At 52.8% G+C, this 14,666-nt stretch carries 8 protein-coding genes and 1 pseudogene; all 9 read right to left on the reverse strand.

Translation table 11 applies throughout. The features are described from left to right. Nucleotides 1–53: 53 nt before the first annotated feature. On the reverse strand, nt 54–1,169 hold the full coding sequence (locus tag DWX59_RS21745) for a TRAP transporter substrate-binding protein (RefSeq protein WP_117561306.1): 1,116 nt from the start codon (nt 1,167–1,169) through the stop codon (nt 54–56). 191 nt (nt 1,170–1,360) lie between these two features. Then, complete coding sequence (locus tag DWX59_RS21750; RefSeq protein ID WP_117561308.1) at nt 1,361–2,272, reverse strand: response regulator transcription factor; 912 nt, start codon at nt 2,270–2,272, stop codon at nt 1,361–1,363. A 10-nt stretch (nt 2,273–2,282) separates the two neighbouring features. Beyond that, nucleotides 2,283–3,800 (reverse strand): sensor histidine kinase, encoded by a 1,518-nt coding sequence (locus tag DWX59_RS21755; RefSeq protein ID WP_117561311.1) that lies wholly within the window; start codon nt 3,798–3,800, stop codon nt 2,283–2,285. Between the two features lie 215 nt (nt 3,801–4,015). Continuing rightward, the gene (gene glgB / locus DWX59_RS21760) at nt 4,016–6,955 is read right to left on the reverse strand and encodes a 1,4-alpha-glucan branching protein GlgB (protein WP_117561313.1); all 2,940 of its coding nucleotides are present in this window, start codon (nt 6,953–6,955) and stop codon (nt 4,016–4,018) included. Nucleotides 6,956–7,015: 60 nt separating this feature from the next. Next, on the reverse strand, nt 7,016–7,480 hold the full coding sequence (locus tag DWX59_RS21765; protein ID WP_117561315.1) for a methylglyoxal synthase: 465 nt from the start codon (nt 7,478–7,480) through the stop codon (nt 7,016–7,018). Nucleotides 7,481–7,494: 14 nt separating this feature from the next. Next, complete coding sequence (locus DWX59_RS21770; RefSeq protein WP_117561317.1) at nt 7,495–8,391, reverse strand: fumarylacetoacetate hydrolase family protein; 897 nt, start codon at nt 8,389–8,391, stop codon at nt 7,495–7,497. A gap of 135 nt (nt 8,392–8,526) precedes the next feature. Continuing rightward, nucleotides 8,527–11,259: a cation-translocating P-type ATPase gene (locus tag DWX59_RS21775; RefSeq protein ID WP_117561319.1), complete on the reverse strand. Its 2,733-nt coding sequence runs from the start codon at nt 11,257–11,259 to the stop codon at nt 8,527–8,529. A 253-nt stretch (nt 11,260–11,512) separates the two neighbouring features. Continuing rightward, nucleotides 11,513–12,490 (reverse strand): M20/M25/M40 family metallo-hydrolase, encoded by a 978-nt coding sequence (locus tag DWX59_RS21780; protein ID WP_409337943.1) that lies wholly within the window; start codon nt 12,488–12,490, stop codon nt 11,513–11,515. A 124-nt stretch (nt 12,491–12,614) separates the two neighbouring features. Next, nucleotides 12,615–14,600: pseudogene (locus DWX59_RS21785) on the reverse strand (alpha-amylase). Between the last annotated feature and the right edge of the window lie 66 nt (nt 14,601–14,666).

Raw genomic sequence — 14,666 nt, forward strand, 5'->3', positions numbered from 1 at the left:
ATACAGGCACAGAGTGAATTTCCTTTCCCTGTGCCTGTTCTGATTGCCGTTTATTAATTGTTCATGTCAAGAATCTTCTGATACAGTTCAGCCTGATCCTTTGTGGAAGACTCGATGATATCCTTACAAGCATCCTGCCATGGTTTGATATCAGGAACTTCAACTACATTAATTCCATCAGCCTTCAGCTCATCCAGCACCTTGTTCTCGGCTTCCTCAGAGATAGTCCTGTTGAATTCAGAAGCAACTTTGCCGGCTTCCATGAGGATGTTCTGCTGCTCTTCTGTCAGCTTATCCCAAGCCTCGTCTGTGATGATGACCTGGATGGCGCCCAGTGTGTGGCCGTCCAGGATCAGGTTCGGGGCAACTTCCGGGAATGCGTTGGATTTATAGTTGGCAATCGGCTGCTCAGCGCCGTCAACAACACCGGTCTGAAGCGCGGAGTACAGTTCGTTGAAGGAAACAACGGTTGGGCTTGCGCCAAGTCCGTTTACCATACCGTTCATGATTGGGTCGTTGGACACACGTAATTTCATGCCCTTCAGGTCATCTAAACCTTTTACTTCCTTAACAGTAAAGAAATGACGGAAACCTTCCTCACCGTAGAACAGGCCTCTTACCCCAAGTCCGTTGTCGTGCGGTTCCATCAGGAATTCAGGAGCCAGTTCGCTGTCAGCAAACTTCCAGAAGTGGTCACGGTTTGCAAATGTGTAAGGAATGGAGAGAAGTACGGACTTCTCAGCGCCATAACTGGTCAGTGCAAATGCGGAAATACGGGAAATATCAATGGTTCCGCCGCCGCCCAGCATGGTATCCAGGACATCGTTCTCAGAACCAAGTACACCGCTGGCCTGCAGGTCAATCTTAATCTTTCCGCCGGACATTTCCTCAACCGTCTCTTTGAACTTGGTGTCGGTCTGTCCAACGATTGTGTCTAAGGGGTTAACCTCTGCCATTACCAGGGTAATCTCCGGCTCACTGGCTGTGTCGGCTGCCGCCTCGGTCTTGGCTTCCTCTTTGCTCTCACCTGCTGCATCCGCTGCCGGGGCCTCGGTTGCTGCAGGAGCAGCTGTTGTTGTAGGTGCGTCCGGTGTCTTCAGGCCGCAGCCTGCCAGGGAACCAGCTACCATTACTGCGCACAGTGCTGCACTCATCCATCTTTTTTTCATGTAACATATCCTCCTCTTTATACTTTTTTTATGCTTTCGCATATTTTGTTTACGTTTTCTTTACGCTAATTAAATTATAGGAGGAAAATCTTAATCTGAACATAGTAAATTTTTGTGAATCATAGTACGATTTTAACCTGTCTTAACATTTTCTTTATGCACATATCACACAATCCGTCTTAATGCCGCCTTTATCCCTTCTGGAATATGCACAAGCGGTACTCTGTAGGGCTCTGCCCTGTTATCCGCTTAAATACCTTTGCGAAATAATTGGAATCCGAATACCCAACCGCCCTGCCGATGTCCTTGACATTCACCGTGGGCATGGCCAGCATCCTCTTGGCTTCCACCACCCGGTACTCTGTCAGGTAGGATGTGAAATTCTTATTAAAACACTGCTTAAACAGCTTGCAGAAATAAGCCTCCGAATAGTTCATATGCCGCGCCAGGTCCTGCATGGATATGTCGTACATGTAATTGGTCTCTATATAATGGCTTATGATTTCCGTCACCTTGGACAGACGGACCTGGCCTCCGTCCTCCATGTCATCCCCCACCGGAAGGCCTGTTTCCGGCAGTTCATTCTTCTGGCCCGGGCCGGCCGGTTGGCTTGCCTGATGTCCGGCTGCCGGACGGCTGGCCTGGTAACCGGATGCCGGACGGTTGGCCTGGTAACCGGATGCCGGACGGTTGGCCTGGTAACCGGCTTCCTGTCGGTTGGCCTGGAACTCGGCTGCCAGGCGCATGGCTTCCTCCACCACCAGCATCAGCTCCTGCTCATCATAAGGTTTCAGCAGATAATCCAGGGCACGCACCGTTATGGCCTTTTTGGCATAGGAAAACTCATCAAAGGCAGTCAGGAAAATAATGCAGCATTCCTTATCCTTTTCCCGGATTTTCTGTGCGGCCTCAATCCCGTTAATGCCAGGCATTTCAATGTCCAGGATTGCAATCTGGATTTTCTCTTCCTCATAGACCCTAAGCGCCTGCCGTCCATTTTCAGCCTGGAAAATCACGCACTGGTCCCCCACGTTCTTCTGCAGGGTTTTGTAAAGGACCTTTCTCTCAATCACCTCATCGTCAGCTATCAATAAACGCAGCATGTAATCCCCCCTATGTTGTTTCCTGATTCCTGTTATCCATTTCCACGTGTTCATCCTGCGGTACGGTTACCTGCACCACCGTGCCATTCCCCTGGCTGCTGTATATCCGGAAGTCGCCGTTTTTGTACATGGCATGTATCCGGCGGCAGATGTTGCCCAGCCCAATCCCAACCCGGGCAGTCCCGCCCGCTTTCAGGGCGCCGCGGAGTTTAAGAAGACTTTCCTGGCTCATCCCCACCCCGGTATCCGCAACAGATATGATGACCTTATTCCCCTCTTTCCAGATCTTCAGAAGGATTTTTCCGCCCTGCTCCTTCTTTGAAAGGCCGTGGATGATTGCATTTTCCACAATCGGCTGAAGGGTGAATGCGGGTATGATGGTTTCCTCCTCATCCACTTCCAGCCGGCAGTCATATGCAATCCGGCTGCCAAAACGCATCTGCTGGATATACATATAATCTTCCACCACCTTAAGCTCCTGGGCCAGGGGCACAATCTGCTCGGATGTCTTAAGGTTATACCGGAACAGGCTGCTCATACTGGATATCATCCTCTCAGTGGTATCCGCCTCCTCCAGTTTGGCCATGCACGCAATCATGTTCAGGGTATTGAACAGGAAATGCGGGTTAATCTGGCTTTTCAGCAGTTCCAGCCTGGCAGCATCCAGACGTTTCTCCATTTCAATCCGTCCAAGTTCCTCTTTATGAAGACGTTCGGCTATCTCATTTTTCTCCTTCAGCGTGTTAATATGCCCTTCGGTGGCATGTTTCATCTTATTGAATGCCTGGACCAGCTCGCCCATCTCATCCTTATTCTCAACCGTCACGTCATTGCCGCTGAAATCATTCCTGGCAATCTTCCTGGAACAGTGGGCCAGCCGCACCATTGGGTTAATCAGGGTGTTGGACAGAAGCTTGGTCAGACAGATGACGGTTATGATCATCACAATGGAGTATGCCATGATCATGGATGGAATATAATACAGGACCGGAACTTTCTGCTGATAACTGCTCTTTCCCTCTTTCAGGGTGGCCTGCATCAGCCTTCTGGCATAAGTCTGGAGATACCCCTGCATGCCATACACTTTATAAAGCTTGTCCACAAAGCCCCTGTCCTCCGGGTTCATGTGAAGCACCTCATCCCGGAACACGCGGTAGCCTTCATATCCATTTTTAATATTCCATGTCCTGGCATAGCGTTCCTGGTTAATGTCCGTATATTGAAAAGGCAGCGCTTTTATGCTCTCCTCAGTCTTAAAGCAGGCCAGCCTGTACTCCTTGGCCCGTTCCCAGGAGCGGTCCCTTATGTACTCCTCAAAAGCAGAGGCCTCCTGTTCCAGCGCCTCCTGCAAATCGTAACAAAGGGAATTATCGTTCAATATTACATTAAAGCTGTCCAGGGAAAAATTCATGATTAAGATATTAAAGGCAATGGAAAGCCCCATAACCAGGATGACAATAATGGAAAATGTCCCCAGCTTCTTCTTGAGGGAGATTGTAAGCCATAGGTTTTTTATGTATCTGAACATCCTTTCCCCTCCCTATCCATTGAATCACGGCAATGTGATGTGTACAGTCATTGTACTGCCAGGGCGTGCAGATGGCGGAATGGATGCTCAAACACACCCCAGTCTGCTTTCCCTGTCCTTCTTATTGTCTGCCTGGATATTATACCATAAACACGGAAAGAGCGCAAAGCCTGCGGGCCTGCGCTCTCCTTGTATTCTATGGTTTTTCTGCTCTTTTATCTGTTATCTTCTGTCTTTGGGGACCCTGCTTTGGATGCCCCCAGCCGTTTCTGGCCTGTCTTTGATGTGGATATCTGTTTGGGCTCTGTCTTTTTTGTTGTTATCTGTTTTGTTCCTTCTTTTTTCGTAGATAACCTGCCAGGTTCTTTCCTAGCCGTGGACAGCTTCTTCTGGTCTGTTTTAGCGGTGGATATCTGCTTTTGGCCTGTTTTAGCAGTGGATATCTGCTTCTGGTCTGCCTTAGTTGTGGATATCTGCTTCTGCTCTTTCTTAGTTGTGGATATCTGCTTCTGGTCTGCCTTAGTTGTGGATATCTGCTTCTGATCTTTCTTAGCGGTAGATATCTGCTTCTGAACATCCTTGGCAGTTGTCAGCTTTTTTTGATCCTCTTTTTTAGTGGAAAGCCTTTTAGGTGCTGGTTTCTTCTCTGTCTTTTTCTCAGGCTCTGCTTCTGTTTCCGCCTTCTTTTCAGGCTCTGCTTCCACTTCCACCTTTTTCTCAGGCTCCGCTTCCACTTCCGCCTTCTTCTCAGGCTCTGCTTCCACTTCCGCCTTCTTCTCAGGCTCTGCTTCCACTTTTGCCTTCTTCCCCGGCCCAGCCTTGACTTCCGTCCTAACCCCAGCCTTCTTAACCGCCTTAGCCGCCTGCCCTTTTCCAGCCGCGGCCTTACCGGCCCCAGCCTTTTTAGCCTTCGGCTCAGGCGTACAGGTAAATATGCTGACACTCATGGGAGGGATATTAACTTCTATAGAATCTTCCTTCTCATCCCATTCAATCTTCTTCGATGACTTCATACGGCCATTGACCCTGCCGCTGCCGCCGAATTCCTTTGCATCCGTGTTGAAGATTTCCTTGTATTTGCCCTCGAACGGAACCCCTACACGGAATTTCTCATGCTCTATATTATCAAAATTACAGATGAACAGCAGCGTTTCCCCGGCCTTTTTGCTCCTGCGGATAAACATGACCATGCTTTCATTCTGATAGCTGCAGTTAATCCATTCAAAGCCCTCCGGGTCATAATCCATCTCATACAGGGCAGGATGTTCCAGATACAGCTTATTCAGGGTCCTCACATAGTCCTGCATGTTCTTATGGACAGGCTGTTCCAGCAGCCCCCACTCCAGGGACGCGCCTTCGTTCCACTCGCTGACCTGGGCGTACTCCTGGCCCATGAACAGCAGTTTCTTGCCCGGATGTCCCATCATGAAGGCGTAAGCCGTCCTCAGGTTCTCTGCCTTTGTCTCCAATGTGGCGCCAGGCATTTTTCCAATCATGGAACCCTTGCCATGGACCACTTCATCATGGGAAAATACCAGCACAAAGTCCTCGCTGTACGCATACAGCATGGAGAAAACCAGTTCACCGTAATTATTCTTCCTGAAATACGGGTCGCAGCGCATATAGTTGGTGAAATCATTCATCCAGCCCATGTTCCACTTGTAGTCAAAGCCCAGGCCGCCTTCCTTTGCGTTCCCTGTTACCATGGGCCATGCCGTGGACTCCTCTGCAATGATGACGGCTCCATCCCGGCGCCCTTTGAACACGGAATTCAGATGCTTCAGGAATTCCACTGCCTCCAGGTTCTCGTTTCCTCCATATATGTTAGCCACCCATTCCCCGTCGTTCTTTCCGTAGTCCAGGTACAGCATGGAGGCCACTGCATCCATACGGATTGCATCCGCATGATACTTCTCAGCCCAGAAAAGCGCATTGGCAATCAGGAAGTTGGAAACCCCGGGACGTCCGTAATTGTAAATCAGCGTTCCCCAGTGGGGGTGCGAACCCTTGCGCGGGTCCATGTGTTCATAAACGCATGTGCCGTCAAAATTAGCCATGCCGTATGCATCACGTGGGAAATGGGCCGGTACCCAGTCCAGGATAACCCCGATTCCCCTGCCATGCATATAGTCCATAAAATACATGAAGTCATCGGGCGTGCCGTATCGGCTGGTGGGCGCATAATAACCTGTAACCTGGTATCCCCAGGACTCATCCAGGGGATGCTCCATTACCGGCATCAGTTCCACATGGGTATACCCCATGTCCTGCACATAATCAGCCAGCCGGGGCGCTATCTCCCTGTAATTATAAAATTCCGAGCCCACAATATCCTCTCCGGCCTCATCCTTTGCTGTTTCCTTCCTCATCCAGGAGCCGAGATGTACCTCATAGATATTGAACGGCTTGTCCTTTGTATTGGTCCCCGCCCGCTTGTCCATCCAGGCCTTGTCGTTCCACTGGTACTGGTTGATATCCCACACAACCGAAGCATTGTTGGGACGCAGTTGTGCATAATTGCCGTAAGGGTCGGCCTTTAACATGGGCAGTCCTGCCTTTGTCTTGACCTCGTACTTATAAATCAGTCCGGTTGTCAGGCCGGGGATGAACAGTTCGAATACACTGCCGTCCCCTTCCCCAATCCGGCGCATCTGATGGCGTCTTCCATCCCAAAGGTTAAAGTCCCCCACCACGCTGACGCGCAGGGCGCAGGGCGCCCATACGGAAAAATACACGCCTGAAACACCGTTTATGGTCATTGGATGCGCACCCATCTTGTCATAGATGGAATAATGTATGCCTGCTGCAAATTTCTTAAGGTCCTCGGAGGTGAACTGCGGCGCATAGGCGTATGGGTCATGGATTTCGTCCGTCACCCCATTGTCATAGGTCACAAGCAGCGTATATGCCGCCAGGCTCTTCCTTGGAATAAGCACAGCAAAGAATCCGGCTTCATCAGCCAGCTCCATGGCATACTTCCTGCCCGTGGACGCTATCTTCACAACAATCTGGGCTGCCGTGGGGATCAGGGCCTGTATCAAAAGACCGGATTCCGTCAGATGAGGTCCCAGCATGGCGTGGGGATTGGATGCTTCTGAATACACCAGTTCCTCAATTCCCGCCCAATCCATCAAATCGTATAAATTCTGTTCCATATTATGTGCCCCCTTATCTGCTTCATTCTTATCCTGATATTCAGTGATGCGGCAAATAGATCAGAGCGTATTCGCCCTCTCAGTTATATTCTGCTTAAAATTCACCACATCATGCTCATATTCTTCATCCATAAGAGGAGATGTAATCATGAAATCCGCACTGGCCTTGTTGTTGGCAATGGGGATGTCATAAACCTGGGCAATCCTTAAAAGCGCCTTTACATCCGGGTCATGAGGCTGTGCCGTCAGCGGGTCGGAGAAGAAAATCACAAAGTCAATCTTCCCTTCCACAATTTTTGCGCCAATCTGCTGGTCGCCTCCCAGCGGCCCGCTGTTATACCCCTTCACAGGAAGATTGGTTGCATCCGTAATCATGCGCGCCGTGGTCCCTGTCCCGCACAGGAAGTGCTTAGACAGTATATCCTTGTGTTCATTACACCACTGGATCAGCTCACGCTTTTTCTGGTCGTGGGCAATCAGGGCAATGTTCTTCTGTTTGCGTATGGTCATTGGTAAATAGTCCATCTTTTATCCTCCTCTCAGTCCATTACCTTATTGGCAATGGTCCCAATCCCTTCAATGGTACACTCCACCACATCACCCGGCTTCAGGAATCTGGGCGGGTTGAATCCCATGCCCACCCCGGCCGGTGTTCCGGTGGCAATGATGGTGCCCGCCTTCAGCGTCATGCCCTGGGACAGTTCACTGACAATATGGTCAATATCAAATATAAGCAGCCGGGTGTTGCTGTCCTGGCGCAGTTCCCCGTTTACCCTGGACTGTATCTGCACATGGGGCGGATACTGCAGCTCATCCACCGTGGCAATACATGGCCCCATGGGAAGGAAACCGTCCAGGCCCTTGCCGAAATACCACTGCTTATGCTGCGTCTGCAGGGTACGGGCGCTCACATCATTGATGATGGTGTACCCGAAAATATAATCCTTTACCTGTGACGCGGGCACATGGGACGCCTCCCTGCCAATGATGACTGCCAGTTCCGCCTCATAATCCAGGTCTTTCACAATATCCTGATGGCTGGGGATGCCTTCTCCCGGCGCAGTGGCCCGGTTCACCCTCTTTGAGAAATAAATCGCAAAGGGCCTTTCCCCGTTAAATTCTTCCTTCTTATAACGGGCGGATTCCTCTGCATGGGCCATGTAGTTAACGCCCAGGCAGATCACATCCTGCTTTGGATAGGGAATCGGGGCCTTAAGGCATACCTCTTCCATGGGGGCCGCTCCCTTTATCTTATATGGGTCCTGGCCGGACGCATAGTCCAGCAGCTGTTTCTCCGAATCACTGATATTCTCAATCAGTTCCTGCATGGTTTTGTAATCCATATCCAGCGATGTCAGGGGATATATCCATCTGCCGTCTTTGCTGATTACCCCAAGTCCGGATTTGTGTTCGATTTCATATGTTACAAGTCTCATGATACCCTCCTGATTCTTCCGGCCGCGCCATGTCAGCCACAGCAGCTGCGCCGAAACCATTTCTAAGGTTTACTCTACCACATTTTCCCGGACTTTTCTACGATTTTGCCATTATTTTCAGAAATCAGGCACAATTCAGGCAATGGATTCCTTTATTATTTTATGTATCTGGATGACCAGGGTGGGCAGGAATGCAGCCGAAACAATGGTGGACAGCTGGCTCAGGCTCAGATCCGCTGCCGCAAACATGATCTGCAGCCCCGGAACAAATAATACGGCTGCCAGAAGCAGGGCCCCCAGCTGGAATGCCATGACGCTGTACAGGTTGCTCCCCAGTCCCAGCCGGATGATGGAGTGGCTGCTGCGGCAGTTAAATCCATGGAACAGGCGGGCCAGGGTCAGGGTGGAAAACGCCATGGTGCATGCCCTTCCCGGCCCTCCCTCGTGAAGGCCCGTGGTATAGGCCCACATGGTGGCTGCCGCTATAAGGCCGCCCTGGACCAGGATATCGCGTATGAAGGAGGCGGTCAGTATCCCTTCCCTGGGATTCCTGGGCGGTTCCTTTAACAGACCGTCCTCGGGCGGCTCCATGCCGATTGCAATGGCGGGAAGGGAATCCGTAATCAGGTTGATGAACAGCAGATGGACCGGCGCAAAGGGCAGCGGCAGCGCCAGCAGGGATGTATACAGTACGCATAAAATCCCCGCCATGTTGCCGGACAGCAGGAACTGGATGGCATTCTTTATATTCCGGTAAACATTCCTGCCATTGGCCACCGCCTTTATGATGGTGGCGAAATTATCATCCGCCAGGATCATGGAAGCCGCGTCCTTGGACACCTCGGTTCCTGTAATGCCCATGGCCACGCCGATATCCGCTTTTTTAAGGGCAGGGGCATCGTTGACGCCGTCCCCTGTCATGGCCACGATATGTCCCCTTCTCTGCCATGCGCTGACAATCCGTATCTTATGCTCCGGCGACACACGGGCGTACACGGAAATGTGCTCCAGCCTCCGGTCCAGGTCCTCTTCCTCCATCTGGTCCAGCTCCGCGCCCGTGGCAGCCATGTCCCCCGGCGTCAGTATGCCGATCCGTTCCGCGATTGCCATGGCCGTCACCTTGTGGTCTCCGGTAATCATCACCGGGCGGATTCCGGCCTGCCTGGCGCTGGCAACCGCGGAACGGGATTCCGGCCTGGGAGGGTCCATCATGGCCATAAGGCCAAGGAAGATAAGGTCCTCCTCCTCCGCGTTCTTCCCCGCCTCCGCATAAGGACGGCAGGCAAGGGCCAGGACCCGCAGTCCCCTGGATGACCAGAGGGTATTCTGGTTCAGGATTTTCTGTCTGTCCGAGGAGGACAGGCTGCGGGAGGGAACGCCTCCGGCCCCTGTCCTGGATCCGGTTCCGTATCCGCTTTCAGGTACGCCTGGGAATCTGTCTCCTGCCCCGGCAGCCGAACGTTTCCTGCCGTCCCTTACCTCTCCCTGCCCGGCTGCCGGGTTTGCAAGGCGGCTGCATTTTTTCAGAAGCACATCCACGGCGCCTTTGACAAAAATCAGTTCCTGGCCTTCCACCTCGTTGACCGTGGTCATCAGCTTCCTGGCCGAATCAAAGGGGATTTCCCGTTTCCTGTGGTTCATCATCCGCACCTGTTCCGGAATCATGCCGGCCTCCCTGGCCATGTGGAGCAGGGCAATCTCCATGGGGTCCCCCTCATCCTGTCCGGCGCCCGAGGAGGCATTGTTGTTGAGCACGGCTCCGTACAGGAACAGCTTTACATCCATCCTGTTCCTGCTGCGGCCCAGCCACATCACATCCTGTTCCGTGTGGTTGATATAGACCCGTTCCACATCCATCCGGTTCTGTGTCAGCGTGCCTGTTTTGTCCGAACAGATCACGGACACGCATCCAAGGCTTTCCACTGCCTTCAGGTCCTTGATGATGGCCTGTTCCTTTGCCATTTTCTGGGTGCCCATGGCCTGGACAATGGTGACAATGGAACTTAGGGCCTCAGGAATTGCCGCCACTGCCAGGGCCACTGCAAACATCAGGGCATCCAGCACCGGCTCCCTGCGGTACAGGCTCAGAAGAAATACCAGGCCGCATATGGCTATGATGGCCATGGCCAGACGGCCGGAAAAGCGGTCCAGGCTGACCTGGAGCGGTGTTTTCTTCTCCTTTGTTTCATTCATCAGGGACGCAATCTTGCCTATCTCCGTGCCCATGCCGGTGGCCGTGACAACGGCCATGGCCCTGCCCGAGGTAACCAGGGAACCGGAAAACACCATATTGGTCCTGTCCGCCAGGGCCACTGCGGATTCCCTGCCTTTTATGGCCTTGGTATGTTTTTCCACACTAAGGGACTCCCCGGTCAGGGAGCTTTCATTTACAGTGAACCCATGGACCTCCAGGAGCCGCCCGTCCGCAGCCACCAGGTCCCCTGTCTCCATCATCAGGATGTCACCGGGAACCACCATTGAGGAAGGGATGATTTCCAGCGCTCCCGCCCGGATGACCCTGGCTTCCGGAGAGGACAGCTGCTTTAAGCTGTCCAGGGATTTCTCTGCTTTCTGGTGCTGTACCGTGCCCAGCACCGCGTTAAGCAGAAGGACTGCAAATATGACCATGGCGCTTTCCGGGTCTCCTGTGAGCATGGATACGGCTGCCGCCGCAATCAGGATGATGACCAGCAGGTCCTTAAACTGGGACAGGAACACCTGCCACCACTGGAGCCTGCCGTTATCCTCCAGTACATTTTCCCCATATTTTTCAAGCCTTGCCCGGGCATCCCCCCCATCAATTCCCTGCCGTCCGGTTTCAAGGCCATTCAATACGTCTGCTCCTGACAGTTCATGCCATTCTGCCATCTGTCTCTCCCCTCTTCCCTATCACATATCTTTTTCAGGATACAAAAGTGCCGGGGTTGCCGCAAAATGTAAAATCCCAGCAAGATATGGTTTCCGGCCCATAAGCCAGAACTGACATCCTGCATTGATAATTCATTTTACGGCAGCCCCAGCACTCTATATTCCCACGCTTCCTGCTATCGTGGACATTCCTTAAGAGTACCCACTCTAAATCTATGTAGGGGAAATTATCATTATGACCTGAGAGCAGTTTTCAATCACGTCCCAATATCATATCAAACGCCACCTTATATCCCTGTTCCAGGGACGCGGCCTCCACGTATTCATCCCTTGTATGGGCGCCGCTGCCCGTAAAGCTTCCCACGCACACACTGGGGATTCCAAGGGAAAGAGGGATATTGCAGTCCGTGGAGCCGGAATGGAGTTCAGGCTTCACACCCGTGACGCCGCTGACCGCCCGGACAGCACGTTCCACCAGCGCGCGTTCCTTTTCCTGGTCCACGTCACCGCCGCAGGGCCGCAGGCCAATCACCTCCAGGGACACGTCCGCGCCCTCTGATTTTGCCTGCTCAATGACATCCAGGAACATTTTCTCCATATAATCCATGTTTTCCCTGGATTCGGAACGGAACTCATAGAGCATTTCCGCATGCTGGGCAATGGTGTTGACCGATGTGCCTCCGGTTATCACGCCTACGTTGTAGGTGGTCCTGCCGCCCTCCACCGGCGCCTGCAGCGCATACAGCCTGCTGATTATGTCCGCCAGCCTGGCAATGGCATTATCGCGGCCAAAATCATTATAGGAATGGCCGCCCCGGGTCTTTACGCATACCCGGAACCGCTTGGAGCCAACAGCGCTGTCCACAATACTGTCCAGGCTGCTGTCAAAGGTGCAGAAGGAAACCATCCTGCTGCCATAGACCTGGCAGATCTTCCTTACCCCCTTCAGATTGCCCAGTCCCTCTTCGCCGGAGTTGCATACCAGCACCAGTCCCGGGGCATCCGGCCCCCTCAGTTCCTTCCAGCCAGGGCTGCCCACATGCCCTGCAATATACTTTGCGGCCAGCAGGAGACTTACCAGGCATGCCGTGTCATCCCCCACGCCGGGACAGTAAATCCTCCCCTCCTCCACCCTGAGAGGCAGTTCCTCCTCATCCGGGAACACCACATCCGTGTGGGCCATATACACCTCTACCGGGACATGGTCCCCTGCCTCCACTGGATAGACCACGTTCAGGGCCTCGTCCACATAGACCCCCTCTGCCCCCTGGGCCTTCAGCCACTCACTGCAGAACCTGGCCCGTTTCTCCTCATGGTTGGACGGCGCCGGAATCCTGGCCAGGGTCAGAAGCAGTTCATAGGCTTCCTCCCTGTGGTTTTGTATATACTGGAGAATTTCTTCATTCAACATGGGTATCCGATTCCTTCCGGTTATTTTTTGTCCCCTTGGTTTTTGTACGGGGGGATGCCGCTTTTTTCCCGACTGGATCGTCAGCCGCCGCCTTCCCAATCAGCACCACAATGCTTCTGGCCTTTACCAGCATTTTCTTCTGGTCCTTCACCAGGCATTCCTCACCGGACGCATATATGCCGGTTTCCTTTTCCGTGTCCACGGCAACGTGCCAGCTAAGGTTCTTTGGAAGGTTGGGCAGTGCAAACTCACATGGCTCCCAGTGCATGTTATAGGCCACATAGAAATAGTCGTCGTCCCCGCCGTCCTTTTGCCCATACTTACCGCAGTACAGGATCCCCAGCTGGCGGCAGTAGTTCTCAAACATGGGGCACCAGGTCTTAAGGCCATGATAGGATACGTCCGGCATGCCCACGGACTTATAATCCAGAAGGGCCGGTTCCTTGGCCATATGGAATACAGGGTGTTCCCTGCGCAGCGCTATGAGCTGTTTCACAAATCCATATAAATCCTGGTTGGTATCCAGAAGCCGCCAATTAATCCAGGAAATCTCATTATCCTGGCAGTAGGCATTGTTATTGCCTTTCCGGGTCCTGCCAAACTCATCCCCTGCCATGATTAACGGCGTTCCCTGGCTCAGGAACAGAAGCACCATGGCGTTGCGCAGCTGCTGCTTCCTCATCCGGATAACCCGTTTCTTCCTGCTGGGCCCCTCCTCCCCGCAGTTCCAGGAAAGGTTATAGTCCGTACCGTCGCGGTTGTCCTCCCCATTGGCTTCATTGTGCTTCCGGTCATAGGACACCATGTCCATCATGGTAAATCCGTTGGTGTTGGCCATGTAATTAATGACCCCGACCTTCTCCGGATGGTTGCGGGTGTGGAAGGCCAGATGGTCCAGGTGTCCCTCGTCCCCTTTTAACAGGCCCCGCATATCCATCATAAAGCCGTCATTATACCTGGCCAGGTGCCTGCATGCCCCGGGATCCACGCCTTCCCAGTCAGGTGCAAAGAGTTTCAGCCTGCTGAGGTACGGATCCTCTCCCAGCAGCTTGACCGGCGCATGGCCAACCAGATGGATTCCGTCCACATGGTACTCATGGGCCCAGAAACGCGCCGCATCCAGCACATAGGCCGGAGCCTCCTTTCCGTCAAAGAACAGCTCTATTACAATCTCAAGCCCTTCCCGGTGAAGGGCCTTTACCATGTCCTTAAATTCCCTGACCGGCTCTTTCCCGCTGCCGCCGGAGTAAGCGCTTTTGGGCGCAAATGAATAACCCCGGGTGTATCCCCAGTAATTCAGCTTTCCGTCCGGTATTTCCGGTTCAAAGGGACTGTCTTGGTGGGATGGCATGATGATTTCATCAAATTCAACCGGCGGCATCATTTCCACGGTCGTGACCCCAAGCTCCTTGAGATAGGGAATCTTGTCAGCCACGCCTTTAAACGTGCCCCGGTCCGCCTGCTTTACCCCGGATGAGGCGTGCCTGGTAAACCCCCTTGGATGTATATGGTAAATCACGCATTGTTCATATGGTATCCGGGGCAGCGTGTCCCCTTCCCAGTCATATATCTCCCCGGCGCCGGACACAGGGCACCGCACCGGTCCGCCAAGCCGTCCTAAGCTTCCCCAATGCTCCATGCCGGTAAACTGCCTGCCATAGGGATCCGGCGTCTCCTTCCCATCCACCTCATAGGTATAGAACAGCCCTTCAAAGTCCCCAAGCACAGTAACATTCCACACATCCCCTGTCCTCAGTCCATCGGGAAACAGGATCCGGGCCAGGGGCGCCGTCCCCTCCTTCTTATATAAAAGCAGGGCGCAGCTTTTTCCTTTTGACGCGTATGAAAAATGCATTCCTCCGGCAACAGCGGTTACACCCATTGCATATATCCTTCCATCGGTCCTGCCTATCTGAAAACCCTCTTTCATCTCTATGTTACCGCCTTTCCTCAAACCGCCTGTGTCCAAACAGACACGATACAAAAAGTATATAAT

The sequence above is a fragment of the Enterocloster aldenensis genome, from assembly GCF_003434055.1.
Lineage (GTDB): Bacteria > Bacillota > Clostridia > Lachnospirales > Lachnospiraceae > Enterocloster > Enterocloster aldenensis.

Excerpts from the sequence above, each read along its gene's own strand:
- DWX59_RS21745 (WP_117561306.1), bottom strand. The coding sequence starts at position 1,169 with ATGAAAAAAAGATGGATGAGTGCAGCACTGTGCGCAGTAATGGTAGCT.
- DWX59_RS21750 (WP_117561308.1), bottom strand. The coding sequence starts at position 2,272 with ATGCTGCGTTTATTGATAGCTGACGATGAGGTGATTGAGAGAAAGGTC.
- DWX59_RS21755 (WP_117561311.1), bottom strand. The coding sequence starts at position 3,800 with ATGTTCAGATACATAAAAAACCTATGGCTTACAATCTCCCTCAAGAAG.
- glgB (WP_117561313.1), bottom strand. The coding sequence starts at position 6,955 with ATGGAACAGAATTTATACGATTTGATGGATTGGGCGGGAATTGAGGAA.
- DWX59_RS21765 (WP_117561315.1), bottom strand. The coding sequence starts at position 7,480 with ATGGACTATTTACCAATGACCATACGCAAACAGAAGAACATTGCCCTG.
- DWX59_RS21770 (WP_117561317.1), bottom strand. The coding sequence starts at position 8,391 with ATGAGACTTGTAACATATGAAATCGAACACAAATCCGGACTTGGGGTA.
- DWX59_RS21775 (WP_117561319.1), bottom strand. The coding sequence starts at position 11,259 with ATGGCAGAATGGCATGAACTGTCAGGAGCAGACGTATTGAATGGCCTT.